This window comes from Prosthecobacter sp., from assembly GCF_034366625.1.
Classification (GTDB): domain Bacteria; phylum Verrucomicrobiota; class Verrucomicrobiia; order Verrucomicrobiales; family Verrucomicrobiaceae; genus Prosthecobacter.
This window is the reverse complement of the sequence record NZ_JAXMIH010000023.1, coordinates 105,062-128,636: the sequence shown is the minus strand read 5'-3', so window position 1 is coordinate 128,636 and position 23,575 is coordinate 105,062. Positions and strand designations below refer to the sequence as shown.

Sequence of the window (23,575 nt, the reverse complement as noted above, 5' to 3'; positions counted from 1 at the left end):
TCCCCCCATTTGCATCAGGACACCGGCATGAGCGATTCTTCATCATCCCACTGCCCGCAATGCGGTGCCGAGACACCGAACGCGACCGACGGCCTGTGTCCGCGCTGCCTGATGGCCCAGATCATCCAACCCACACAGGATGGCGGTGAGAATGTCGCCGCCATTCCGCCGCTGACACCCGCCGAACTGGCTCCACACTTCCCGCAGTTCGAAATCATCGAGTGTCTCGGTCGTGGCGGCATGGGCGTGGTTTACAAGGCACGGCAGAAGTCGCTGAACCGCTTTGTGGCGCTAAAACTGCTCGCACCTGAACGTGCGGATGATCCGCAGTTTGCGGCACGGTTCGAAAAGGAGGCCCAGGCGCTCGCGGCGCTGAACCATCCCCACATCGTCGGTGTGTATGACTTCGGACAGGCAGGCGGATTTTACTACCTGCTGATGGAGTTCGTGGATGGCGTGAATCTGCGGCAGCTCCTGCAAGCGAAGCGCCTCACGCCGAAGGAGGCGCTGAGCATCGTTCCACCGGTGTGCGACGCGCTACAATGCGCGCACGACCACGGCATCGTGCATCGCGACATCAAGCCGGAGAACCTGCTCATCGACAAGACAGGTGTGGTGAAGATCGCGGATTTTGGGATCGCGAAGATTGTAGCCCGCGAGGCTTCTCGCGGATCTGACGATGAACCGCGAGAGGACTCGCGGACTACAGCTCTCGGCACGCCCGATTACGCCGCTCCCGAGCAGCAGAACGGCAACGCAGATCATCGCGTGGACATCTACAGCCTTGGCGTCGTGCTTTACGAGATGCTCACTGGCGAGCGGCCGAAGGACAAGATCGAAGCGCCATCGAAACGCGTTCAGGTGGACATCCGCATCGACGAGATTGTGCTCCGTGCGCTGGAGAAGGAACCCGAACGCCGCTACCAGACCGCCGTCGAATTGAAGACAATGGTGCAGGCAATGGACGGCCCACCACCTCCACTTGAAGAGAACGTGGCTGGCACGGTCACCAGGAACCCTCCTCTGCTCATCATGCGCGGTGGGCGGCGACGGCTCTGCTGGCCGGGCGTGCTGCTGTTATGTGGGACGATCGGATTGGTGGTGTTGGGCGGCAATCTGGCTGTTGCGCTGGGGATCTGGCTGTTCACCGGGCAACCGTGGCCGATGTTCGATCCCCACGAATTGCCATGGATGCTGGCGTTGATGGCGGTTTGCTTCGTGATGCGGCTGGCGGGCTTGAAACTGGCCGCCAACGTCACGGCAGCGGAGTTTCGCACGCAGGTGGAGGCGGCGGTGCATGACATGCCACACCGCGTCATCGCGAATCCCTGGCCGAGACGCATTTTCATTCTGCTGGCGGTTCTACTGCTCGGACCGGTGCTGGCATTCATCGGGATTCTCATCCCTTCCTACCAGAGGGTTGGAATAGCCGCCGAGCAGGCGCGCGCAGCCAATCTTGCCAAGCATCTGGCGATTTTCGCCGAGGCGCTCCAAAACATGGACGAGGCGGGCATGCGCAAGCAGGTCGAAATCGGTGAGCGGAACCTGGAGCACGCCACGAGGACTTACGGTGAGAACCATCCGAAGACCCACGAGGCGCGGGAGGAGTTGAAAGTGATCCAGGAGGAAGTGCAGCGACGCTCGCAGGCAAAGCCGGCCGATCCGAATGCCGCCGATCTCTCTCCTGGCACCATGCCGGAGGAATGGATCGTTGAAGGCCGCGTCATGGATGATGCAAACAAGCCGGTGCCGGACGCTGACATCCATGTCAGCGCGGGCATGGGTTCTCTGCATGTCACGAGCGAAGGAAAAACGGGCGCGGACGGACGCTATCGCGTGACGTTCGGCCCTGGCTTCTCGATGGCGAAAAAAGACCGCGCTGGATCGCTGCAAGCCGCGCTCGTGCATGTCGGCAAAGACGGTTACACGGAGAAAAATCTCTGCGAGGCGGGGAACCTGCAAATGGCATGGGAGCTGACAAAGCAACAGCTCGCGGGCGGATGGCAGCCGGGGCCGACGCGCACGTTTTTGCCGGGGAAACCGCTGGCGGTGGACTTTGTGCTCGTGCCCGCCGCGCAGATTCAAGGCACGTTGATCGACAAAGGCGGCAAACCGGTCGCGAATCGCGAGATCGTGATCACGGGTGATCGTATCGGCCCCGGCGGCAGCATTTACGGGGCCACGCGCACCGATTCGCAGGGTCGCTTCACTTTCAAAGATGTGTCCACGCAGCATGCGTGGTCGTTCAGCATTGATGACAGGTCCGGGCATCCGAACCGCACGCCGCCGGATCGTTTCCGCGACGCGCGCGTGCATGAGGTGACCTTCATCGCGGATGGTGACACGTTGAAGATCGAAAATGCTTCGCCCAAAGGATCGGCACGGACGGATGATGCCTCACCGATCACCAGTTCGATCGGCAGCAACGATAACAGTCCCGATGCCATCGCCAAGGCACAGCAACTCGGTGTCGCCGCCGCAGCGAAGGACATCCAGGCGCTCAATTTCCGCATCCTGGCCTATGGCGTGTTGATGGATCCGGCTCCGCGTGTCGATGAAGAAACCGGCTATCGCATTCAAAGCGTGGCCGGTTCCATCCTGAGCAGTGCCTTCCAGGCCGAGTGCGATGCCTACAACTTCGCCATGCGCGACCATTTTCAAAAGCATGTGCGCTGGAAACTGCCCGTCGCCAAAAACGTCGCCACCCAGACCGGCAGCTACGAGCTGCCGCAGGATCTGAAACTGGTCATCACGGAAGCCAAGCGCGGCAAAGCGGATGAAGGTCCCATCATTGACGCGCAACTCGTCTGGGGCCCTAGCTACACCTCGAAGCCGGGCCAGAGCCACGAGTTCCGCCTCTCCGAGGGACATTCCTGGGCGGTCGCGTGGAGCGCGGATGGGATGATCCTTTGGGTCACCTGCTCCACGAAGCTCGGCAGCGGCAAAGACGAGCGCATCGCCCGATACCTGCGCATCCTGACCGTGGAAGGCCTCGGTGAGGTGGACGAGGAGCTCACGGACTTCGACAAAGTGAACTCCAACACACGCAACCGGCTGCCCAAAGCCATGCAGGCCATGTTTCCCCCGACCCCAGGCACCGCAACCACCACGATCCAAGGCACCATGAACGACGACGACCTCAAAAAGCTCTCCTGGCACGAGTTTGACCAGACGCCGGGCAAATACTGGCGTGAGCTCGCCGATGTGCGGCGCTACCGCGAAGCGGCGGCGCTGATCGAGCGTTGTCTCTCGCTGAAGCCGGAACTGGACCCGATCAACGCGGCGGACCTGCACTTCCACGCTGCGCAGTGCTGGGCGCTGGCGGGGGAGAAGGAGCACGCGCTGAGTCAGCTCAACCTCGCGCGGCATCCCTCCGGCACGACCATCGGCCTGCGTTGGAATGACTATGTGAATGGCACGGAGGCGTTTTTGAAGGGCGACAAACGCGAGCTGCTCAACGCGCACGAAAGCCTTGCGGAAGGCGATCCGGTCAACCAGCCGAACCTCTGCGTGCTGGACCGCTTGATCGCGAATTTCGGCAAATCATATGCCGAGGCGTATGAGACCGACGGCCAGGACGACAAGAAGCTCAGCGCCGACTGCTTCAACCGTGCGTGGGAGCTGCTGGAGAAGAAGAATCGCAGTACGGAGGACGACGAACGCATGATCTCGCTCGCGCACGCCTCGCTGGCCCACTGGCGCATGCGGGAGGACTGCACGGACCGGAATCTGAGCATCGGCTACTGGCAGATTTCGCGCGTGTATGCCGTGCTCGGCCAGGGAAACAACGCGGAGCGCTATGGCGGCCTGTGTTTGCGCGTCAGCGGCAAGGAGCCGCCGTTTTACCTCGGCTACGCGCACGAGGCGCTGGCACGCGCGGCCTTGCTGAACGAGCGGCGCGAGCTTTTCGACAAGCATCTCACCGAAGCGAAGGCGCTGGCGGCGAAAGTGACCGATGCGGACGAAAAGAAAATGCTGGAGGATGATCTGGCGACACTTCTCTGGCCTTAGCGCAATGAATACCACCCGAACCAGCTACGACGCAGTCGCGGACGAGTACGTCCGCCACATCTACGACGAACTGCGGCACAAGCCGCTCGATCGCGAACTGCTCGGGCGTCTCGCAAGAAACGCAGGCGACGGACTGATCTGCGACATGGGCTGCGGTCCCGGCCATGTGACGCATTATCTCCACGAGCAAGGAGCGCGGGTATGCGGCATCGATCTCTCAGACGCGATGGTGGAGCGCGCCCGGCAGTTGAATCCGGGCATCGAGTTTCGTCAGGGTGACATGACGGCCTTGGATCTGCCAGACGGCTGCTTTGCGGGAATGGCCGCCTTCTACTCGCTCATCCACTTCCCGCAGAGTGAATTGGCCGCCGTCTTGAAGGAACTGCGCCGCGTGCTTCGCCCCGGCGGCTCGTTTCTGACGGGATTTCATGCGGGTAACGACACCCTCCATCTCGATGACTGGTGGGGATGTCCCGTGTCCGTGGATTTTTACTTTCATCCGTCGGCCGCCATCGCCGGGCACCTGACCTCGGCGGGATTCGAGATTGCGGAGATCGTCGAGCGCGATCCTTATCCTGAAGTCGAGCACCCGAGCCGGCGTGCGTACATCTTTGCCAGACGACTTGAGGCTTGAACCTGAATGCCAGCAACGATGAACACCACCAAACGCCAGATTGAATGCACGATCCCGATTCTGCCGGTGGGAAATTTGGCGCGCAGCCTTGAGTTCTACACCGGGACGCTCGGCTTCAAGCTCGACTGGGGCGGCGGTGAGGGCAGCACCCTCTGCTCGGTGTCGAAAGACAGCTGCGCGATCATGCTCAATGAATCGCCCGCAGGCACGCTCGGCACCTGGGTGTGGATCGGCCTGGAGGATGACTCGTTGTTTCATCTGTGGCGGAGCCGTGGAGTCAAGGTCCGCCAGGAGCCCAAAAACTTCTCCTGGGCCTATGAGATGAAGTTCGAGGACATCGACGGCAACGTCCTCTGGCTGGGCACCGAGCCGCGCAAGGATGTGCCGTTTGAAGATCAAAACAACGAATAACCATCTCGCGCCCAAGAGAACGCGCTTCCAGACAGTTTTACCCCGAACCCACAACCTCGTGCTGCCATGAACCTCACCCGAATCATCACCACCCTGTTTCTCATCGCCTGTTCGCTTCACGCCCGCGAGTGGATCTCTTCGGACGGCCGCAAGCTCCAGGCGGACTTTGTCTCCGCCACGGCCACCCATGTGACGCTCAAGATCGCGGGCAAGGACACGCCCGTGCCGCTGAACCGCCTTTCAGCCGCCGACCAAGCCTTTGTGAAGGAGCAGGCCGCGAAGCCCAGCACACCCAAAAAGATCGAGGGAGTCTTCGCTGAACTCATCACCGGCGACTGGGCCTTGTCGAAGCACAAAGACCTGCCGTTTGCGCTTTATGGCGCGAAGGAACTCGACGCGGCGAAGTCGTATCCGCTCATCCTCGCGCTGCATGGCAAGAGCCAGAACAACGAGAACGGCCTGCAGGTCGGCGGCTGGATGAAGAGCTTTCTCAAGGAGGATCGCTACACGAAAAATCCGTGCATCATCGCCGCGCCGCTTTGCTACCAGCCCTACGGCGGCACGGGCGGCGGCTGGAGCGACAAACCGGGCGAGGAGGCCGTTTCGCTCGTCAAAGAGCTGCTCAAATCGCTTCCGATCGACAAAAACCGCGTCTATTGCGTCGGCTACTCGATGGGCGGCTTTGGCACCTGCCATCTCATCAACAGCGAATCGCGACTGTTTGCCGCCGGAGTCGCCGTGGCGGGCTGCACCGGGCCGGACACGGCGGGAACCTTCAAAAAAGTGCCGCTGTGGCTGTTTCACGCCGCTGATGATGCGACGGTGAAAGTGGACTACTCACGAGCACTCGCCGAGGCACTGAAACGGGACAAGGACTGCAAATACACCGAGTATCCCTCCGGTGGCCACGGTATCGTGGGCAAGGTGTTTGAAGAGGAGGAAATGCACGCCTGGCTCTTCGCGAAGGGCGTGGCGGTGGCGAAGTGATCCCCGCAGGGCAGTTGTAGAAAAATCATTCCCTTCGACGGCAGCCCATGCCATGCTCCGCGCCGCCATGCGTATTCAACCGACCCTTTATGCCTCGTGGCTGGCTCTCGTGATGCCAGTCTGCCTTTCCGCCGAAGAGGCGAAGCCGAACAAGCCTGAATCGCCGCCCGCTGAGAAGAAAGACGAAAAGGCCGACGAAAAAAAAGACGCGAAGAAGCCCGAGGACGACAAACCGGTGGTGACCGAGGGCAAGGTGACGATTGGCGGCAAGGAGATCACTTATGAGGCGAAGGCGGGAACACTGCCGATTTTGAAGCCGGATGGGAAACCTTCGGCGCAGGTGTTTTACACGGCCTACACGATGAAGAATGCGGGTGATGTGAGTGCGCGCCCGGTGACGTTTTGCTTCAACGGTGGACCAGGCAGCAGCTCGGTGTGGCTGCATCTGGGAGCTTTCGGTCCCAAACGCGTGGATTTGCCAGCGGATGGATTGACCCCACCGAAGCCGCCTGGCGGACTGGTGAACAATGAATTCTCACTGCTGGATGTGACGGACCTGGTTTTCATTGATCCGGTGAACACGGGGTTCAGCCGCGCGGAGGATCCGAAGAACGTGAATGAGTTCCTCGGCGTGCAGGAGGACATCCAGAGCGTGGGCGAATTCATGCGCTTGTGGGTGACGCGGGAAAAGCGCTGGCGGTCGCCGAAATTCATCGCAGGGGAGAGCTATGGAGGCATCCGCGGCGGCGGGCTGGCGCAGCACCTGCAGCAGAGGCATCGCATGTATTTGAACGGGATCATCATCGTTTCCGGTCTGCTGGACTACGCGACGCTGATCTCAGGGCCACTGAATGAGATGCCGTATCTCGTGGGGCTGTCGGCGATGACGGCGACGGCGCACTATCACAAGAAGCTGCCGCCGGATTTGCAGGCGGATTTCAAGAAAGCGGTGGCGGAGTCGCGTGAGTTTGCGTTCGGTGAGTATGCGTCCGCGCTGCTCAAGGGCAACGATTTGACGAAGACAGAGCGTGAGGTCGTGGTGAAGAAACTGGCGCGGCTGACCGCCCTGGAGCCGAAGCTGATCGAGGAGCAGGAACTGCGGATCGACAGTGGGGTATTTCGCGAGATGCTGCTGCGCGACCAGAAACTGGTGCTAGGAGCCTACGATGCGCGAGTGACGGGCCGCGACGGCGATGAGTCGGAGAATCACCCGCAGATCGAGCCCTTCATGCGCGTGGTCGGCAGCATCGCGGCCGCCTCGATGAACGCCTATCTGCGCGAGGAGCTGAAGTATGAGAAGGATCTGCCCTATGAGGTGCTGGCCTCGCAGCCGAGCTGGAATCACGGCAAGGGGAACAGCTACACGAGCGTGAGCGGCATGCTGGCCGACGCGATCCGGCAGAATCCGCACCTCAAGGTGCTGGCGCTGGTGGGCTGGCGGGACCTGGTGACGCCGCCGGACAACATGATGCTGAGCGTGCGCCAAATGCGCCTGCCGGACGAGTTGCGCGGGAACATCGAATTCGCCGAGTATGAATCCGGCCACATGATGTACACGAACCGTCCGGACATGGAGAAAATGCACGCGGACATCACGGCCTTCATCACGAAGGCATTGAAGTAAGGTGCCCAAAACACGCCTCCAATAAAACCATTCTCCATTTTCCACCTGATCGCCGCCTCGGCTCCCACCAGCCCACAGGATCCCTCCGAGGCAGGAACAGCCCCCGGTGAACGCGACAATCTGGCCCAAAAACACCCGGAGGGGGGGGCAAGCCATGTCCGCAGACCTAGAAAAGGCACGCTCAGCGCCAAGGTATTGACACCCCTTTTATCAAAGCTTGCCGAAAAGGCGAAAATCCTGCATCTTTTGTCTAATTGGAGGACTTCCCTGCCCGTTGGGCTCTTTGGAAGTCCCACATACTTCATTCCATACCACCATGAAACAAACCACGAAACTGCTCAGCAGCCTCTTCGTCACCGTTCTTTTTGCGACCTCCGCTTTTGCGGAAATTCGCACTTGGACTGACACCAAGGGCCGCCAAGTCACCGCCTCATTCATCGGACTCGATGGTGAGAACATCATCCTGCAAACCGCCGACGGTGCCACCCACAAGTTCCCGCTGACCAATCTGTCTGCGGAAGATCAAGCGCTGGCAAAGACCATCAAGCCTTCGGATCAGCCGGTGATGCTGGCGAATGCCACTGTCGCCCAGTCATCCGCCGCTGTTGACCGTCTGGTCGCCGCAGGCCTTGTGCGCGCCAATCCTGAGCGTGCAAAAGGCGGTAAGAAGCCGATCACCGGTTTCAACCCCATGGCGAACGACGAGCAGTTTGTGCGTCGTGTCTATCTCGACGTTGTGGGTCGCATTCCGAACCACACGGAAACCACGCAGTTCATCCAGGATTCCAATCCGAACAAGCGTGCCAAGTTGATCGACATGCTGCTCGACAGCCCTGGCTACAACAGCCACACGTTCAACTACTTCGCCGAAATGCTGCGCGTGAAGGACCGCCTTGAGCAGGACAATCTGCGCGGGATTCCCTACATCAACTGGATGCAGGATCAGATCTCCAAAAACCGTCCGTGGAATGAGATGGTTTATGACATGCTGACCGCCACCGGCAAAATGTGGCACAATGGTGCTGCTGGTTATCTGCTTCGCGATGCTGGCATGCCCTTGGACAACTTGGCCAACACACTCGCCGTCTTCCTCGGAACCGATGTGGCCTGCGCCCAGTGCCACGACCATCCGTTCTCCGACTGGACCCAGCACCAGTTCTACGAAATGGCTTCTTTCTTTGGTGCCACGACCACCAACATGCGCACAGCCCAAGCCCGTAAGAAGGGCAAAGAATCTCCCGGCATGATGAATGCGATGAACGATTTGATGCCCAAGATCGAAGAGATGGTCACCAAGAGCGGCCAGGACATCAAACGCATCCGCAATGGCATCCAGAACTACATGGGAGCCAACCGTAACATCATCGGCGACACGGACACCAACAGCATGAAGCTGCCCCATGACTACAAGTACCCTGACGCCAAGCCTCTCGACCCGGTCGAGCCCAAGTTCATCACCTGGAGCAAGAACGACAAGAACCTTCCCGCCTACAAGCAGAAGATCAAAACCGAAGAAGGCCTCCGCGCGGCCTTCGCCAAATGGACCACCGACTCCACCAACCCACGTTTCGCGATGGCGATCGCCAACCGCATGTGGAAGCGTGCCTTCGGCCAGGGCATTACCGAGCCGGTGACCAACATTGATGATCCCAAGCAGTCCGCCAATCCCGAGTTGCTCATCCATCTGGCCGAGGAAATGAAACGGGTGAAGTTCAACCTCAAGGACTTCATGCGCATCATCTACAACACCCGCGCCTATCAGTCCGAGTCCACGACGGAGAAGATCGCCATGGGCGAACCCTACTACTTCCAAGGACCACTGCTTCGCCGCATGACCGCTGAACAGGCCTGGGATTCCTACATGACCCTCGTGTTGGGAGAGCCTGACAAGTACACCAAGCCCCTCGATGACCTCTACAGCAAGTCCATCGACCTTGACCTCACCAATCCAAAGCTCGACGCCCAGACCGTCCTCGTTAAGTACGACGCCTTCCGTCGCATGGCCGAGAAGGAACGCGCTCTCATGGGCGGAGGGCTGGCTGATGCAGGCAGCGATATGATGATGGAAGACGGCAAGAAATCGAAAGGCAAGGCTGATTCCAAATCTTCTGGAGAGATGATGGAAAACGCCTCCATCACTTATGGAGGGATGGTTCTCCGCCGCGCCGCCGAACTCGAGCAACCTGCTCCGAACGGTCACTTCCTGATCGACTTCGGCCAGTCTCCTCGCGCCTTGATCGATGGCAGCGTCAAGACTGGTTCTGTTCCGCAGGTGTTGATGATGATGAACGGTAAAGCACAAGAAATGCTCACCAGTTCGGATTCGCTCATCTTCCGCACGATGGAAAAAGTGAAGTCACCCCCGGAAAAAGTCGAAGCACTCTTCATCTCCGTGCTCAACCGCCGCCCCACCATGGCGGAGAAGGACATCGCCAAACGCGCGCTCTCCAGCGGCGATGACGGCTATGCCAACATGATCTGGGCGCTTATCAACACCCGCGAGTTTATTTTCATCCAATAACACCACCCTCAACCCAACAACGCGCAAAAATAACATTCTATGAAAACCGAATTGAACCGTCTCAATGATGTCTCCCGTCGTGAGTTCATGCTTCGCACCGCGAAGACTGCTCTTGGCGTCAGCCTGCTGCCAGTAGGCTCCTCCTTGGTCCGTGCCGCCGGCACCACCACTGGTCCAGGCACCCCCGGCTTCGGCAAGGCCAAGCATGTCATTTTCCTCTGGATGAATGGCGGCATGACCCACATCGACACCTGGGATCCCAAGGACGGTGCCACCAAGGGCCCGACTGACCCGATCAAGGCGGATGCAGGCTCCGGCAACATGGACCGACTGGGTGGTACGATGACGAAAATGGCCAAAGTCGCCAATAAGTTCTCCATCATCCGCTCCATGTCTTCCAAGACAGGTGTGCATGATCAGGGAACTTATGTGATGAAGACTGGCTATGAGCCGCGTGGCACCATCGTCCACCCAGGCATGGGTGCTTGGGGTTCGCATTTCCTGGGCCGCATCAAAGGCGTCACCCTTCCCGACAGCGTCGTGGTGAACAGCGGCAACGCCTACCCAGGTGCTGGCTTCTTCCCAACGACAACGAGTCCGATTCCGATCTCCAACCCTGAGACCGGCCTTCAGAATATCCGCCCAAGCGCGGGTGTTTCGGATGGCCAGTTCCAGAAGCGCATCTCCCTCATGGATGAATTCGACACTTCCTTCCGCAAAAAATTCCAGTCGGAAGAAGTGAAGTCCTACTCCGAGTTCTACGACGAAACCATGAAGCTCATGAAGAGCGAAGACCTCAAGGCCTTCGACCTCAGCCAGGAGCCTGCGGCAGTTCGTGATAAGTTCGGCCGCAACAACTTCGGGCAAGGAGCGCTCCTTGCCCGTCGTCTGGTTCAGGCTGGAGTCCGCTTCGTCGAAGTTCAATTCGGCGGCTGGGATATGCACAACACCATCGACACTGCACTGGGCAATACCGGCGCCACGATGGACAATGTGTTTGCCACCCTCATTGAAGACCTCCAGTCCAACGGCCTCCTTGAATCCACGATGATCGTCATGGGTTCCGAATTCGGTCGCACGCCGGACATCAATGAAAATGATGGCCGTGACCACTATCCGCTCGCCTACTCCACCGTCTTCGCAGGCGGCGGCGTCAAGGGCGGCTTCGTTTACGGCTCCACCGACAAGGAAGGCCGTCGCGTTGCTGATAAACAAGTCACCCCGCAGGACTTCTGCGCCACCATCGGTCACGGCATGGGCCTCCCGGTGGACGAAGTTGTCATGTCCCCCTCGAACCGTCCGTTCACGGTTGGCGACAAGGGCGTTCCGGTCGTCGATATCTTCGCGTAATCACCCGAAGGACAGCATCCTCAATCAGAAGCACCCGGTCGCAAGGCCGGGTGCTTTTTTATGCGGATGGGATGATTTCAGGGTCTGCGTGTGGCGGACTCACTGTGAAACTGAAGTCGTCAAAGTAGTTTTTGAAACTGGCCGCCCCATTGTTGAGCGGTCCACCGCGCAGATCCCACTGGAGGCTGGTCAGTGCGTCCGAGTCCAGCCCGAGGCTCTGGTTGCTCAAAACGTAAGTTTGAGAACCAAGGGAGGAGGTGTTGTCATCGTAGGCGCTCACTGCGATGCCTGCCGTGTTATTCACTGTATCCAGAATCACCACCAGTTCAGACCACCCTGCCGATCCCAGCCGTTCTGTGGTCGTCTGCCACGTTCCATCAGGCAGCCTGTATTGGAGCATGTTGTCACCGGTGTATCCCACCTGGAAGACCGTTTGGTCCATCGCATCCACCAAGGAAAGACTCAAGATGTTGTCCAGATCGGTGTCATCCCAGTCGGAGGGGCAGAGCCAGAAGGCCATTTGAATCAAGCTGGCACCGGAAGAGGAGGGTGCAGAACCATTAAAATCCCGTGCATCCAGCGTGTAGGCGTAGCTCAGGTTTGCGTCCGATGCCAACAAGTTGAGCACGGCAGAACCCGTCCGCGCACCTGGATAGCGATAAGCCTGCACATAATCACGAGCGAAGCTGCCGCCGTAATAATAAGGTGTGTCCATATCTTCATTGAGACGCCCCCCGGCAAGTGCACGCCAAAGTCCTGAGTTGTCCACGATGTCTGCCGCCGTTCCCCCTGGGCCGCCATGACTCGTTCCATACTCACCCGCGTTGTAACGGCTAAGATCCGCCCCGTGCGTGCTGTCTCCGAGAGTATTGGGATACGCCCCCAACGGCACCACTCCGGTGTAGCCATTGGCATCGATGTTATTGAGGTAAAACTGGGCGTCACCGGCCAGAAACGCTGATAGAATCTGCCCATCCAAAGGAATGCGATAGCCATCCTGCTCCTCGAAACTGCCTAGATAGGCACAGGCCGACCGGGGCCACAAAGTGGCTCCCAGCAGCACACAGGCACAGAGGCAGAGCTTGAGTTTGAGCGGTGTCATCGACTAAATATAAATTTAGTCATATTGAATATAAATTCAATGATTTATAAATTTATAAGCATAAATAACACCACGCTTCCCGCCTAGGACTCTCGATTGCTCCCCATTGCCTCCTTCACTCAGGTTACGACGAGTTGCCCAAACAGGTCTGAAAGCAATGCCAGCCCCGGCTTTTCCTGCTTGCGGCTCCCTATGATCCCCTGATAATGACGGCCCCTTCGGCCCGGCGTCAGAGCGCCCCTTTTCATGAGCAAACCCAGCCCCCAGACCGATCCTTCCTTCGAGGACGCCATGCAGCGTCTGGACGAGATCGTGGCAGGCATGGAGGACAGCCAGTTGTCCCTCGAAGAAATGATTTCCAGCTACGAGGAAGGCGTGCGCCTGCTCAAGCTCTGCCGCCAGCGCATCGACGGTGCCCGCCGCCGTGTGGAACTCATCAGCGGCGATCTGGAGGGTGGAAAAGCCTCCCTCACAGCGTTTGAAGAGACTGCGGATGATGAGGAAACCTCCGAATCCGCCGAAAAGCCCCGCATTCAGCCCCGTCGCCGCAAAACCGCCGAAACCGAAGGCGGCGAAATCCGACTTTTTTAGACCTGTGGACACCCAACTGCCTGCCATCAACTCCCCCGCCGACCTCAAAGCCCTGCCGCTGGAGAAACTGCCCGAACTCGCGGAAAAAATCCGCCAGACGCTCATCGAAACCCTCAGCCAGACCGGCGGCCACCTCGGCCCCAATCTCGGTGTCGTGGAGCTTTCCATCGCACTGCACCGCGTCTTCGACACACCCAAGGACCGCTTCGTCTTCGACGTCGCCCACCAAGGCTACGTCCATAAAATGCTCACCGGTCGCTGGGACCGCATTCACACCATTCGCCAGCACGACGGCCTGAATGGCTTCCTCCTGCGCACCGAAAGCGAGCACGACTGCTACGGTGCCGGCCACGCTGGCACCGCCCTCTCCGCCGCGCTCGGCATGGCCACCGGTCGTGATCTCGCGGGTGGAGACGAACATGTCGTCTGCGTCGCCGGTGACGCCGCCTTCACCTGTGGTCCGGTGTTTGAAGCGCTCAACAATGTCGCTGCGCACGCCAAGCGCCTCATCGTGGTCCTCAACGACAACGAATGGTCCATCGACCGCAATGTCGGTGCCATCGCGAAATACTTCAATTCCATCGCCACGCATCCCGCCTTCGCGAGTCTGCATCAGAAGGCCGCTAAATTCGTCGAGTTCATGCTCGGCGAAGGTGTGCGTCGCTTCGCCGAAAAAGTCGAAGGCAACGCCAAGAACATCATTCTCCCGCAGAGCCAGACGCCCACCAATCGCAGCGTCCTCTTCGATGAGTTCGGCATCCGCTACTACGGCCCCATCGACGGACACAATCTCCCGCTGCTCATCCAGACCTTCGAGTTCCTCAAGACGCAGGATGAACCGGTGATCCTCCACATCATCACCGAAAAAGGCCGCGGCTACACTCCCGCGCTCAACGACCCCGGCAAATTCCACGGCCTCGGCAAATACACCATCGAGACCGGCGAAACCGCCGCCAGCGACAAGCCCACCTACTCCCAGGTCTATGCCCGCAGCGTCACCGACTTCGCCAAGGCCGACAAAAAAATCGTCGCCATCACCGGTGCCATGCCCGGCGGCACCGGCTTGAGCGTCTTCAAAAAAGAAATCCCCGAGCGCTACTTCGATGTCGGCATCGCCGAGGAACACGCCGCCCTCTTTGCCTGCGGCCTCGCCACCCGTGGCTTCAAGCCCTTCCTCACCATCTACTCCACCTTCATGCAGCGCGCGTTCGACATGATCGTGCATGACATGGCCATTCAGCACCTCCCGGTCCGCCTCTGCATGGACCGCGGTGGCCTCAGCGGCGACGACGGCCCCACGCACCACGGCCTCTTCGACATCGCCTACCTCCGCGGCGTCCCCGGCATCGTCCACATGCAGCCACGCAACGAAGACGAGTTTGTGGACATGCTCTGGACCATGGCCAACTACGAAGCCGGCCCCATCGCCATCCGCTACCCGCGCGGCAACGGCCCCGGCATCATGCCCAAGGACAAGCCCGTCCTCCTCGAAATCGGCAAGGCCGAAGTCATCGCCGACGGCAGCGACGTCGCCCTCATCGCCCTCGGCGACATGTTCCCCATCGCCGAAGCCGCGAAGAAAGAACTTGAAGCCAAAGGCCTCTCCGTCGCCCTCATCAATCCGCGCTGGATCAAGCCCCTCGACATGGCCTGCTTCGAATCCTTCGCCAAAAAAGTGAAGGTCGTCTGCACCCTCGAAGACCACGTCCTCCGCAACGGTTTCGGCGCAGGCGTCATCGAGCAGCTCAGCGATGCCGGCATCCACACCCCCGTCGTCCGCATCGGCTGGCCCGACCAGTTCGTCGAGCACGGCACACCCTCAGTCCTCCGCAAAAAGCACGGCCTCAGCGTCGAAAACACCGTCGCAAAGGTGCTCGCTGCCTTGGGCCGCTGAGCATTCGAAACCCTGCCGCTTTTGGTAATCGCCAGCCGTTGATGGTTCGGCTATGACATGCGCCCGTGGACTTACTTTGGGATCTTCATCAGCAGGGGCAGATTTCGTCTGCCAATCAAACCGCCGACCGTGCCGCGAACAAAGCCGAGAGCGCTGCCGCCGAACTCTCTCGTTTGCAACGCCGCATCGAGCGCCTCTCTCTTTGCTGTCAGGCCATGTGGGAGCTGCTGCGCGACAAACACGGTCTCACCGAGGACGAATTGCAATCGCGCGTCCTCGAAATCGATCTGCGCGATGGCACCACCGATGGAAAAATGCGCATGCAGATCGTCGATTGCCCGAGCTGCGGCTCCAAGACCAACACGAAGCGCTCTCTGTGTGTGATCTGCGGCGCACCGCTGCCGCTGAAGCACACGTTTGAGGTGTGAGACGCTGTCCTACCCGTGTCTGGCGTCCTGAGTGCTCCGAATGTCATCCAGCAACGCGTTCGACTCCTCCAGGCACGATTCACACAGTGTCTGAAACGCCTGCAAACGCGACAGGTCGCCTTCCAGCGGTTGATGCGAGAGCGGCGGGCCGCTGGTGAGCTGCCAGGTTGCCAGAGCTTCGATATAGTCGAGGCGACGCTCGGACGGGATGAAAATGGGGAGCCTGCCTTTTTCGATGACGGGCAGATTCGCGAGCAACCGCGCCATGCGGCCATTGCCGTCGGCATAAGGGTGGATGCGCACGAAGGTGGCGTGGCTCCAGACATAGGCTTCCAGTGCTGTGGTGGTTTTATCCTGCCGTCGCTGCTGGAAGCCTGCCAGCCAGTCCTGCATGAGCGCCGCCACCTGCTCCGGCATGGCATAGGTGTCATTAATGACGGTCTTGCCGCCTTGTTTGGCGAGGGTGGAGTTCGGCTCGCGCTTCCAAGCACCCACGGGCTTCAAATAGTCCACCTCCACGCTCGTTTGCACGGCATGATGCAGCGCGTGCAGGTCTGCCGCCTGCAAGACGCGGGCTTCTGCCAACCAGCCGTAGAGCAAGTCCAACGCCCGGCTGTGACCAAGGACTTCGTTGTGATCTGCCAGCGATTTTCCTGAGATGGTGAGGCCGTAGCGCAGCACTCCAAAGGTCTCGCCTTCCGTCAGCGTGTTGCCTTCCAACGCCGTCGAGGTGTGCGTCCAGCGCACGCGCAGCTTTTCGAGAAAAGCCTCGCGCAGATCGGCATCAAGGGCGCTGAGTTCGGGAAGGAAGCGGAATAACACGATGACGAGACTACGTCAGGCTGATGCTCTGCGCAATGAGGCGGACGACAGGGGCGATCACCGCTCCTCCACCCATCCCGGAGCCGGATAGCTGCCGAGGGTCTTGACCTGCACGGCATGCTCCTCAAGCGCGGTGATGGCCTGCTGGAGCGCGGCGTCGGAGTGATGGCCGCTGATTTCGAGAAAGAAGCGGGCCTGGGTGCCGCAGGGGGTGGGGCGGTTCTCGATCTGGCGGACGTTGACGTTGCGGGAGGCGAAGACCTGCAACACTTCCATCAGCGCGCCGACGCGATCCTTGGAATGGATCATGAGCATCGTGTTGTCGTTGCCGGAGGGCGGGCCGGAGCGGCGACCGAGGATGATGAAGCGGGTCTGCGTGGCGTATTCACGCGGCGAGGTGGCGATGACGCGCAGATCATGCAGCTCGGCGCTCAAAGGCGTGCCGAGGGCGGCGATGGCGGGATTCTGCGCGGCAAGAGTGGCCGCAGCGCTGGAACTGGCGGACTCGATGAGCTGCGCGGCGGGAAAACTCTGCGCGAGCCAGGGACGGCAGCGAGCGAGCATCTGCGCGCGGCCATGGATCTCGGTGATGGTGCCATTGGGACCCTGCGCCATCACAGCGGCATCGGCCTTCCACAAAATCTCGGCGTAGATCTGCAAGGCGCTGTCGGCGAGATGATCGAGTGTGTGATGCACGGCCCCTTCGGTGGAGTGCTCGATGGGCAGCACGCCGTAATCGGCCGTTTGCGCCGCCACACGGCCAAACACGCCCTCGGTGCTGGCTTCGGCGAGGTATTCAACGCAGTGACCAAATTTGTTCACCGCCGCCTGATGCGTCCATGAGCCGGTGGGGCCGAGGTAGGCGATCTTGAGGCTGTCTTCGAGCGCGAGCGCGGCGCTCATGATCTCGCGATAGATGGCGCGGATGGCGCGCTCGGTGAGGCGGCCGTTTTGCGCGCGATTGATCTCCGCCAGCTTGCGCAGGAGTTTGTCCTCACGGCCGGGGACATAGATGTCGAGGTCGTCCTTGCGCTTGATCGCGCCGACGGCATGCACCAGTTCGGCGCGCTCGTTCAGCAACTGGAGAAGCTGCTGATCGATGCGGTCGATCTGGTCGCGGACTTCTTCAAGGGACATGACCGCAGGGGAAAAGGGGTTCAAGACTCGGCGACAGCCAGTTCCTCCGGCTGAGTCACCGGTGCCAGGGAAAGCTGCTGCTCCTGCGGTTGCTCGCTGGCAGCGGGCGCACCCTCTTCTGCGGTGGGCAGTTTCACGCGGCGCAGTTCGGAGGCGTTCGGCATGTCATCGAGACTGCGCACGCCGAAATGATCGAGGAAGGCTTCTGTCGTGCCATACAACAACGGGCGGCCCGGAAGATCGGCGCGGCCCTCGATTTTCATCAAGCCACGGTCGATGAGCTGCTGCACCATCGCATCCACCGAAACACCACGCACCGCTTCGATGCCTGCCTTCGTGATCGGCTGGCGGTAAGCCACGATGGCGAGCGTTTCGAGCGCCGGCTGGCTGAGACGATGTACCTTCTTGCCGGGATACAGCGCGCGGCACCATTCCGCATACTCACCACGAGCGGCGATGCGCCAGCCATTGGCACGTTCGACGAGGGTGAAGGCATGCTTCTCGGCGGCGTAGCGGGCGATGAGTTCATCCAGAATCGCACGCACCTGCTCCTCGGTCGTTGCCGCCAGCGGCGTCACCCATTCCGGGATCTGCACAGCCTCGCCAGGAAGCTGAGCGTTTTCAGTCGCCGCATCGACGATGTCCTTCGCCGTGTCTTTGACGGCGGCACACATCTGCGGCACACCCAGGGGTTCCTGGGTGGCAAAAAGAAGGGCTTCAACGATCGAGATCAGTTCCATGACGCGGGCGGGCAATCTCAAGCGAGGCAGAGAGGCGAGTCAAGCCGTGGAACGAAGTTCAAAACGGGGAAAACTCCTGTTTTCGCCCTCGTGGAGGCCCTTCTTGACACCCCTCCCCCGCCCACGCTTTCATCCCCGCATGGCCCTGCGTCTCGACAAAGCGATCATCCGTGGCGAAATCGACAACACCTCGCGTGGCAATGTGCGCGGCAAGCTCTGGCTCGTCGGTCACGCTGATCCCATCACGCTCGATCTGCGCGGCAATGCCTGGCGCGATGTCGCAGGTTGCAAGATCACCTTCACCAACCCGCAGCCCGAGGCCCAGGACAGCACCGCCTTGCTACGGCCAAAGCAAACCGGCCATGTCGGCGACATCACCGCCACCCGGAAGGTGCGCGTCATCAGCGATGACAGTGACATTGAGGAAACGTCCGAAATGGAGGAGCAAGCCGCCACGGAGTGGAGCAACACGCTTTACCTGGAGTGGTTCTCCGAGGAGAACGGCCGTGTTTTCATCGAGAGTGCGGACTTTGAAACCGGCATCTCCGCCTGGGTCTGGGAGATGGACCAGGCGGAGGAGGAAGCTCAAAAAATGACCAACCTGCACACTATGCGCGGCTGGCTGGCCGGCATCATCCAGCGTCCTGAACCGCAGGAGGAAGAGGACTCTGAGGAGTTCGACGACAGCGAGGAGGCATGGGAGAGCTCTCTCAAACAGTCCGACCGCCTCTCCGACGCGCACATGGAGGCCCTGGAAAAATACGGCACGGAAGGACTGCACGATGACCGCGTGGCTTTCGTCATGGGCTGGGACCACATGCTCGGCGGGGACAGTCCGCGCGAGACTGAGGATGACGGAGAAAGCTGGAAAACAGCCGCAGAGACCGATCCCCATGAGTTTGACGAGGAGGACTTCGACCAGTGGCTCGAAGAGGAGGAGTCCAAGGAGGATCATCCATTGCAAAAGCGGGCGCACGATCTCGTCATCCGCCTGATGAACGAGCTCGACGAGCAAAACGACGAATCCACCGGCACCAGCGATGACAACACCCCGCTGGACCGTTTCATCCGCAACACGATGAACATCAGCGGCAAGCTCGCCGGAGCGCTCGGCATGGGCGGCTTTCCCGGCTCGGAAAACAACGGCTACATCCTCGCCATCCTGCGTCGCTGCCTGAACTGGGCCAACGAGGCGCTGTCAGCCCTGAAGGAGCTGATGGAATCACCCGCCTGGCAGGAACGTCTCGATCTGCTGAACGACTTCCGCACCGAACTCTTCGCCCTGCGCGACGGCATCACCGATCTGCGCAAGGAGCTGCGGGAGAAATAGCCCGGTTGCTGTGCAACCGGCATCCAGTCACCAGTTGCACAGCAACTGGGCTACTTTCTCAGCGATTTCCACGGCTCTTCCTCGCTGTGATCGACGATGCCCGGCTCATCGGCCTTGGCAGGCGAAAGGATCGCGAGAAAGACGAGCATCTCGTCGCCCACGTTCCAGGTGCCGTGGATTTCGCCCATCGGGATGAATGCCATGTCGCCCGGGCCGAGGAGTTTCTTCTGCTGACCGACCCACTGCTCCGCTTTGCCCGCAATGACGTAGATCATCTCCTCCCGCGTCGGATGTGAGTGAAACGGATGGCTGCGACCCGGCTCCATGTTCGCGCGCACCATCATGAGGTGCTCGTTGTTCACGATGTCGTTGCGGCACAGCCACTCTTCGAGTGTCCAGGGGGACTGGTAATCGATTTTTTCAGCAGCGGTGACGAAACGGCGGTTGGAGATGGCGTCGGACATGATGCGCGATGCTAGCGTGATCGAAACGCGACGGCAAGCCGGGGGATGCACCTGTGGCTATCCGAACAACACGCCCTCTTCCTCTGCCGCCTACTCTTACTCCTCCTCCCTTGTCCGGACGCCTTGGGGCCGATCTTCAGGGAGGAGGAGTAAGAGCAGGAGAAGGATTATTCAATACGTGAACAAATCCTTCACCACCCACGGACGCTCGATCTCCTTGCCCTGCTGCTTCATCAGCAGGTTCAGGGCATCCGCCATGCGCTGTTTCATGTGCTTGGTCAGGCGGCGGCCTTTGCGGGCGCGTTGGACGGCCTTGTGAGTCATGGGCTCAGTGCTGGCAGCCACCAAGGCATGATTGGTCAGCTCATGCTCGGTCATGATCCCGTCCAGAGGCTGCACGCCCATGTTACGCTCGATTTCGTCTTGTCCCATGCTCCCTCCTTAAATCTGAAAACTGAAAACTGAAAACTGAAAACTGAAAACTGAAATTCAGCTCATGCGCGTCCTTCTCACCACCGCTTTTCGAGCGGGCTTGGGTTTTCTCAAGCATCAGGGCCGATGTAAAGCGGTGTCGCGCTCCAAGACGCTTCGCGACTTCACAACATCCCATGCTCTTTGAAGCTGAAATACGGGAGGGCGCGTGATTCGGAGGGCGTGCCGATGATGAGGTGGTCTTGAAGGAGGAGGCCGGTGGCTTCGGAGGCTTCGCGGAGGCGGCGGGTGATGCGACGATCGGCGTCGCTGGGGGTGGGATCGCCGGAGGGGTGGTTGTGGATGAGGATGAAGGCGTAGGCGTTGTGAACGAGCGCTTTTCGGAGCAGTTCACGCGGACTGGCGGTGCATTCGTTGAGGCTGCCGCGGAAGACTTCCTCACAGCGGGTGACGGCGAGCTTGGTGTTCAGCAGGATGACACGAACGGATTCGTAGCCGAGGGCCTGCATTTCAGAGCCGATGTAATCGTAGATGCGCTGCGGGCGGTCGAGAATGACCTCGGCGTGCGAAGGCTCCTGTGCAGCGCGGCGGCCGAGTTCGAAGGCGGCGATGAGTTTGGCGGTCTTGGCGGGGCCGAGAGCTTTGATCTTGCTCAGGACGGCAGGTTCGAGGCGGGAGAGATCGCGCAGGGATTTGTGATCGCTCAGGATGCGCTGACCGATTTGCAGGGCGTTTTCGCCCTTGGTGCCAGTGTTGATGAAGAGAGCGAGGAGTTCGGCATCGGAGAGGGCCTGGGGGCCAAGGCGGAGGAGGCGCTCACGCGGTCGGTCGTTTTCCGGGATGTCGTGGATGCGGGACATGGAGCCGTGCGCGGTTCGCTGTTCTCAGTTCGCGGTTTTGGATCAGACGAAGACAGCTTAATGAATGGCGCGGCACTGATCGAGCAAGCTGTGAAGGTAGCCGATGATGTCTTCGAGGGCCTGTTTGTGGGACGTGGCGGAAAGACAGATCAAATCCGCACGGGCTTCGACGAGGAGGTTCTGCGCGAATTTGACGGCACGTTCGACGGCACCTGCGTAGTCGGCGATGCTGGCGAGGATGGTGGTGTCCATGGGTTCGCCTTTGAGGAGCATGCGATTAAGCTTTTGCTTCTGTGCCTCGGTGGCGCTCTCCAGGAGGTAAAGGATGGGCAGGGTGAGCTTGCCTCGGGCGAGATCGGTGCGGAGTGTTTTGCCGACGGTTTTTTCGTCGCCGACGATGTCGAGGCAGTCGTCGTAGATCTGGTAGGCGGTGCCGAGCTTGCTGCCGTAGTCGCGAAGGGCGTGCTGGACGAAGTCGGGCTGCTGATTGAGGCGCGCGCCGAGCTCACTGGCGGCGGCAAAGAGCGCGGCGGTCTTCATCTCGATCATCTTGAGATAATCGGCGACTGAGAGATTGAAGTCGAAACGGCGCTGGGTTTGCAGGATCTCGCCGGTGCAGACATCGCGCGAGGCTTTGGCGATGGTGCGACAGACGTGGGTGTCCTCAAACTCGGTGGCGAGTTCGAGCGCGTAGGCGAAGAGGCTGTCGCCAAGCAGAACACTGAGGCTGCTGCCCCATTTGGCAACGGCGGTAGGCATGGCGCGGCGGATGTCGGCGCCGTCCATGATGTCGTCATGAACGAGGGAGGCGATGTGGACGAGTTCGAGGATGACGGAGAGGCGCGTGTGGCCCTCATGCGTGCCGCCAGTGGCACCACCGGCAAGTACGGCAAGCGCGGGACGAATGCGTTTGCCGGAGGTTTTGCAGACGTAGCTGACGTAGCCTTCGACACCGGGGTCAAATGCGCGCGCCTGCTCGAGGATGGCGGCTTCCACGCGCTCGAGATCCGCCCGCACGAGATGGAACGGGAAGACCGGGTTGCTGGCGCTGACGGTGGGGGCTGACATGTCTGCCATTTCATCCACCACGGCAGGGGCTTCGTCAAATGCCGTGCCGTTGCCTCGCAAACGCGAACTTTCAAAAGAAATGAAAGCTGCTTTTCCGTCAGCGCCCTCTGGCGGCGAGAAGACCGCTGACGATGGCGTCGGCAAGCTTCTGACGATGAACCGGATCGGCGCAACGGCGTGCCTCGCGCTTGTTGCTGATGTAGCCGCATTCGACGAGCACAGCGGGCATCTGGGTTGCACGCAGCACCTTGTAGTCGGCGTAAAAAATGCCGCGCGAGCCGCCTGTGACCCGGCTTTTGATGGAGCGGCTGATGGCAGAGGCGAGAATCTTCCCACGTGAGCTGCGATAGTAGGCTTCCCCGCCGGAGATGAGGGTGGTACGGCTGCCGTTGAAATGGATGCTGACGAACACTGAGGTCGGCACGCGGTTCGCGAGGCGCGCCCGCTGTTCCAGCTCCACAAACGTGTCGGTGCGGCGGGTCATGACAGTTTTGAGACCGCGTGATTTCAAACCAGCCTCGACGCGCTTGGCAACATCAAGGCAGAGCTTTTTTTCGATCAGGCCGTTCCACACGGAGCCGCCGTCCTTGCCGCCATGCCCGGCATCAATGACCACGGTGGAGAAACGCAGCGTCTGGGCGGCCGCCTCACTCCCAGCACCACTCACAAGCAGCGCCAGACATGCCGCAGCGATGCGTGAGAGACGGTGAAGCAGGATCACTTGGGAATTTTCAGCGTTTTGCCGGCACGAATCATGTCGGACTTGAGGCCGTTGGCGGCCTTGAGCTTCGCGACGGTGGTGCCGCTTTTGCGTGCAATGGTGGAGAGCGTGTCACCGCTTTTGATGGCGTAAGAACTGCTCCTGCCGCTGGATTTGGAGGAGGTCTTTTTCTTGGACGAACTGCCACGGGAACTGCGCGAGGACGATCCACCATGCGAAGAGCGCCATGAGGAATAGTCCATTCCAGCGCCCTGCCCTCCTTCGGCCGCCCAATCGCTTTTATAGTCACCGCTGTCCGCAAAGGGGTAGTCCGCGTGCGACATGCTGTGCGGAGGGGTCCTGGGCGAGCTGTGCAGATTGATGACGGGCAGATTTTTGGGCAGCCCTTTGATGTGCCCTGAACTCCCGCAGGAGGCGAGCAGCAGTATGAGCGGAAGGACCGGGCAGG

At 60.3% G+C, this 23,575-nt stretch carries 21 protein-coding genes; 11 read left to right on the top strand and 10 right to left on the bottom strand.

The window, feature by feature from the left end; translation table 11 throughout:
* Nucleotides 1-27 precede the first annotated feature (27 nt).
* From U1A53_RS21185 to U1A53_RS21155, 7 genes are all read left to right on the top strand, one after another.
* Complete coding sequence (locus U1A53_RS21185) at nt 28-4,011, top strand: protein kinase (RefSeq protein WP_322283852.1); 3,984 nt, start codon at nt 28-30, stop codon at nt 4,009-4,011.
* Nucleotides 4,012-4,015: 4 nt separating this feature from the next.
* Nucleotides 4,016-4,645, top strand: coding sequence for a class I SAM-dependent methyltransferase (locus U1A53_RS21180; protein ID WP_322283851.1), 630 nt, complete (start codon nt 4,016-4,018; stop codon nt 4,643-4,645).
* An 18-nt stretch (nt 4,646-4,663) separates the two neighbouring features.
* The gene (locus tag U1A53_RS21175; RefSeq protein ID WP_322283850.1) at nt 4,664-5,056 is read left to right on the top strand and encodes a VOC family protein; all 393 of its coding nucleotides are present in this window, start codon (nt 4,664-4,666) and stop codon (nt 5,054-5,056) included.
* A gap of 66 nt (nt 5,057-5,122) precedes the next feature.
* A complete protein-coding gene (locus tag U1A53_RS21170; protein WP_322283849.1) occupies nt 5,123-6,043 on the top strand; it encodes a prolyl oligopeptidase family serine peptidase in 921 nt (306 codons plus the stop codon).
* 52 nt (nt 6,044-6,095) lie between these two features.
* Nucleotides 6,096-7,667, top strand: coding sequence for a peptidase S10 (locus U1A53_RS21165; protein ID WP_322283848.1), 1,572 nt, complete (start codon nt 6,096-6,098; stop codon nt 7,665-7,667).
* Nucleotides 7,668-7,983: 316 nt separating this feature from the next.
* Entirely contained in the window at nt 7,984-10,188 is a 2,205-nt protein-coding gene (locus U1A53_RS21160; RefSeq protein WP_322283847.1) for a DUF1549 domain-containing protein, read from the top strand.
* A 39-nt stretch (nt 10,189-10,227) separates the two neighbouring features.
* Entirely contained in the window at nt 10,228-11,538 is a 1,311-nt protein-coding gene (locus U1A53_RS21155; RefSeq protein WP_322283846.1) for a DUF1501 domain-containing protein, read from the top strand.
* A gap of 58 nt (nt 11,539-11,596) precedes the next feature.
* Here U1A53_RS21155 and U1A53_RS21150 read toward each other — a convergent pair whose 3' ends face one another.
* On the bottom strand, nt 11,597-12,640 hold the full coding sequence (locus tag U1A53_RS21150) for a hypothetical protein (RefSeq protein ID WP_322283845.1): 1,044 nt from the start codon (nt 12,638-12,640) through the stop codon (nt 11,597-11,599).
* 246 nt (nt 12,641-12,886) lie between these two features.
* Here U1A53_RS21150 and xseB point away from each other — a divergent pair, with 246 nt between their 5' ends.
* The 3 genes from xseB (at nt 12,887) to U1A53_RS21135 (ending at nt 15,553) form a co-directional block, all read left to right on the top strand.
* Entirely contained in the window at nt 12,887-13,231 is a 345-nt protein-coding gene (gene xseB / locus U1A53_RS21145) for an exodeoxyribonuclease VII small subunit (RefSeq protein WP_322283844.1), read from the top strand.
* A 4-nt stretch (nt 13,232-13,235) separates the two neighbouring features.
* Nucleotides 13,236-15,125, top strand: a complete 1,890-nt coding sequence (dxs, locus tag U1A53_RS21140; protein ID WP_322283843.1) for a 1-deoxy-D-xylulose-5-phosphate synthase — start codon at nt 13,236-13,238, stop codon at nt 15,123-15,125.
* 65 nt (nt 15,126-15,190) lie between these two features.
* Nucleotides 15,191-15,553 (top strand): hypothetical protein, encoded by a 363-nt coding sequence (locus U1A53_RS21135; protein ID WP_322283842.1) that lies wholly within the window; start codon nt 15,191-15,193, stop codon nt 15,551-15,553.
* Nucleotides 15,554-15,562: 9 nt separating this feature from the next.
* On the opposite strand, the gene U1A53_RS21130 is transcribed toward U1A53_RS21135, so the two are convergent.
* Genes U1A53_RS21130 through scpB form a run of 3 tightly spaced genes read right to left on the bottom strand, consistent with a single transcriptional unit; the run spans nt 15,563 to nt 18,252 of the window.
* Nucleotides 15,563-16,375 (bottom strand): Fic family protein, encoded by an 813-nt coding sequence (locus tag U1A53_RS21130; RefSeq protein ID WP_322283841.1) that lies wholly within the window; start codon nt 16,373-16,375, stop codon nt 15,563-15,565.
* A gap of 57 nt (nt 16,376-16,432) precedes the next feature.
* Nucleotides 16,433-17,512, bottom strand: coding sequence for a prephenate dehydratase domain-containing protein (locus tag U1A53_RS21125; protein WP_322283840.1), 1,080 nt, complete (start codon nt 17,510-17,512; stop codon nt 16,433-16,435).
* Nucleotides 17,513-17,532: 20 nt separating this feature from the next.
* A complete protein-coding gene (scpB, locus tag U1A53_RS21120; RefSeq protein WP_322283839.1) occupies nt 17,533-18,252 on the bottom strand; it encodes an SMC-Scp complex subunit ScpB in 720 nt (239 codons plus the stop codon).
* A 139-nt stretch (nt 18,253-18,391) separates the two neighbouring features.
* Between scpB and U1A53_RS21115 the strand changes: the two genes are divergently transcribed.
* Complete coding sequence (locus tag U1A53_RS21115) at nt 18,392-19,582, top strand: hypothetical protein (protein WP_322283838.1); 1,191 nt, start codon at nt 18,392-18,394, stop codon at nt 19,580-19,582.
* 50 nt (nt 19,583-19,632) lie between these two features.
* On the opposite strand, the gene U1A53_RS21110 is transcribed toward U1A53_RS21115, so the two are convergent.
* The 6 genes from U1A53_RS21110 to U1A53_RS21085 all read right to left on the bottom strand — a co-directional run bounded on the left by U1A53_RS21110 (nt 19,633) and on the right by U1A53_RS21085 (nt 23,450).
* A complete protein-coding gene (locus tag U1A53_RS21110; RefSeq protein WP_322283837.1) occupies nt 19,633-20,046 on the bottom strand; it encodes a cupin domain-containing protein in 414 nt (137 codons plus the stop codon).
* 171 nt (nt 20,047-20,217) lie between these two features.
* Nucleotides 20,218-20,478 (bottom strand): hypothetical protein, encoded by a 261-nt coding sequence (locus U1A53_RS21105; RefSeq protein ID WP_322283836.1) that lies wholly within the window; start codon nt 20,476-20,478, stop codon nt 20,218-20,220.
* Nucleotides 20,479-20,642: 164 nt separating this feature from the next.
* Nucleotides 20,643-21,338 (bottom strand): DNA repair protein RadC, encoded by a 696-nt coding sequence (gene radC / locus U1A53_RS21100; protein WP_322283835.1) that lies wholly within the window; start codon nt 21,336-21,338, stop codon nt 20,643-20,645.
* Between the two features lie 57 nt (nt 21,339-21,395).
* Nucleotides 21,396-22,406 carry a polyprenyl synthetase family protein gene (locus tag U1A53_RS21095; protein WP_322283834.1) on the bottom strand — a complete coding sequence of 337 codons (1,011 nt, stop codon included), beginning with the start codon at nt 22,404-22,406 and terminating at the stop codon, nt 21,396-21,398.
* A 97-nt stretch (nt 22,407-22,503) separates the two neighbouring features.
* Nucleotides 22,504-23,127 carry an N-acetylmuramoyl-L-alanine amidase gene (locus U1A53_RS21090; RefSeq protein ID WP_322283833.1) on the bottom strand — a complete coding sequence of 208 codons (624 nt, stop codon included), beginning with the start codon at nt 23,125-23,127 and terminating at the stop codon, nt 22,504-22,506.
* A complete protein-coding gene (locus U1A53_RS21085; RefSeq protein WP_322283832.1) occupies nt 23,124-23,450 on the bottom strand; it encodes a LysM peptidoglycan-binding domain-containing protein in 327 nt (108 codons plus the stop codon). The genes U1A53_RS21090 and U1A53_RS21085 overlap by 4 nt, the downstream gene beginning before the upstream one ends.
* Nucleotides 23,451-23,575: the final 125 nt, after the last annotated feature.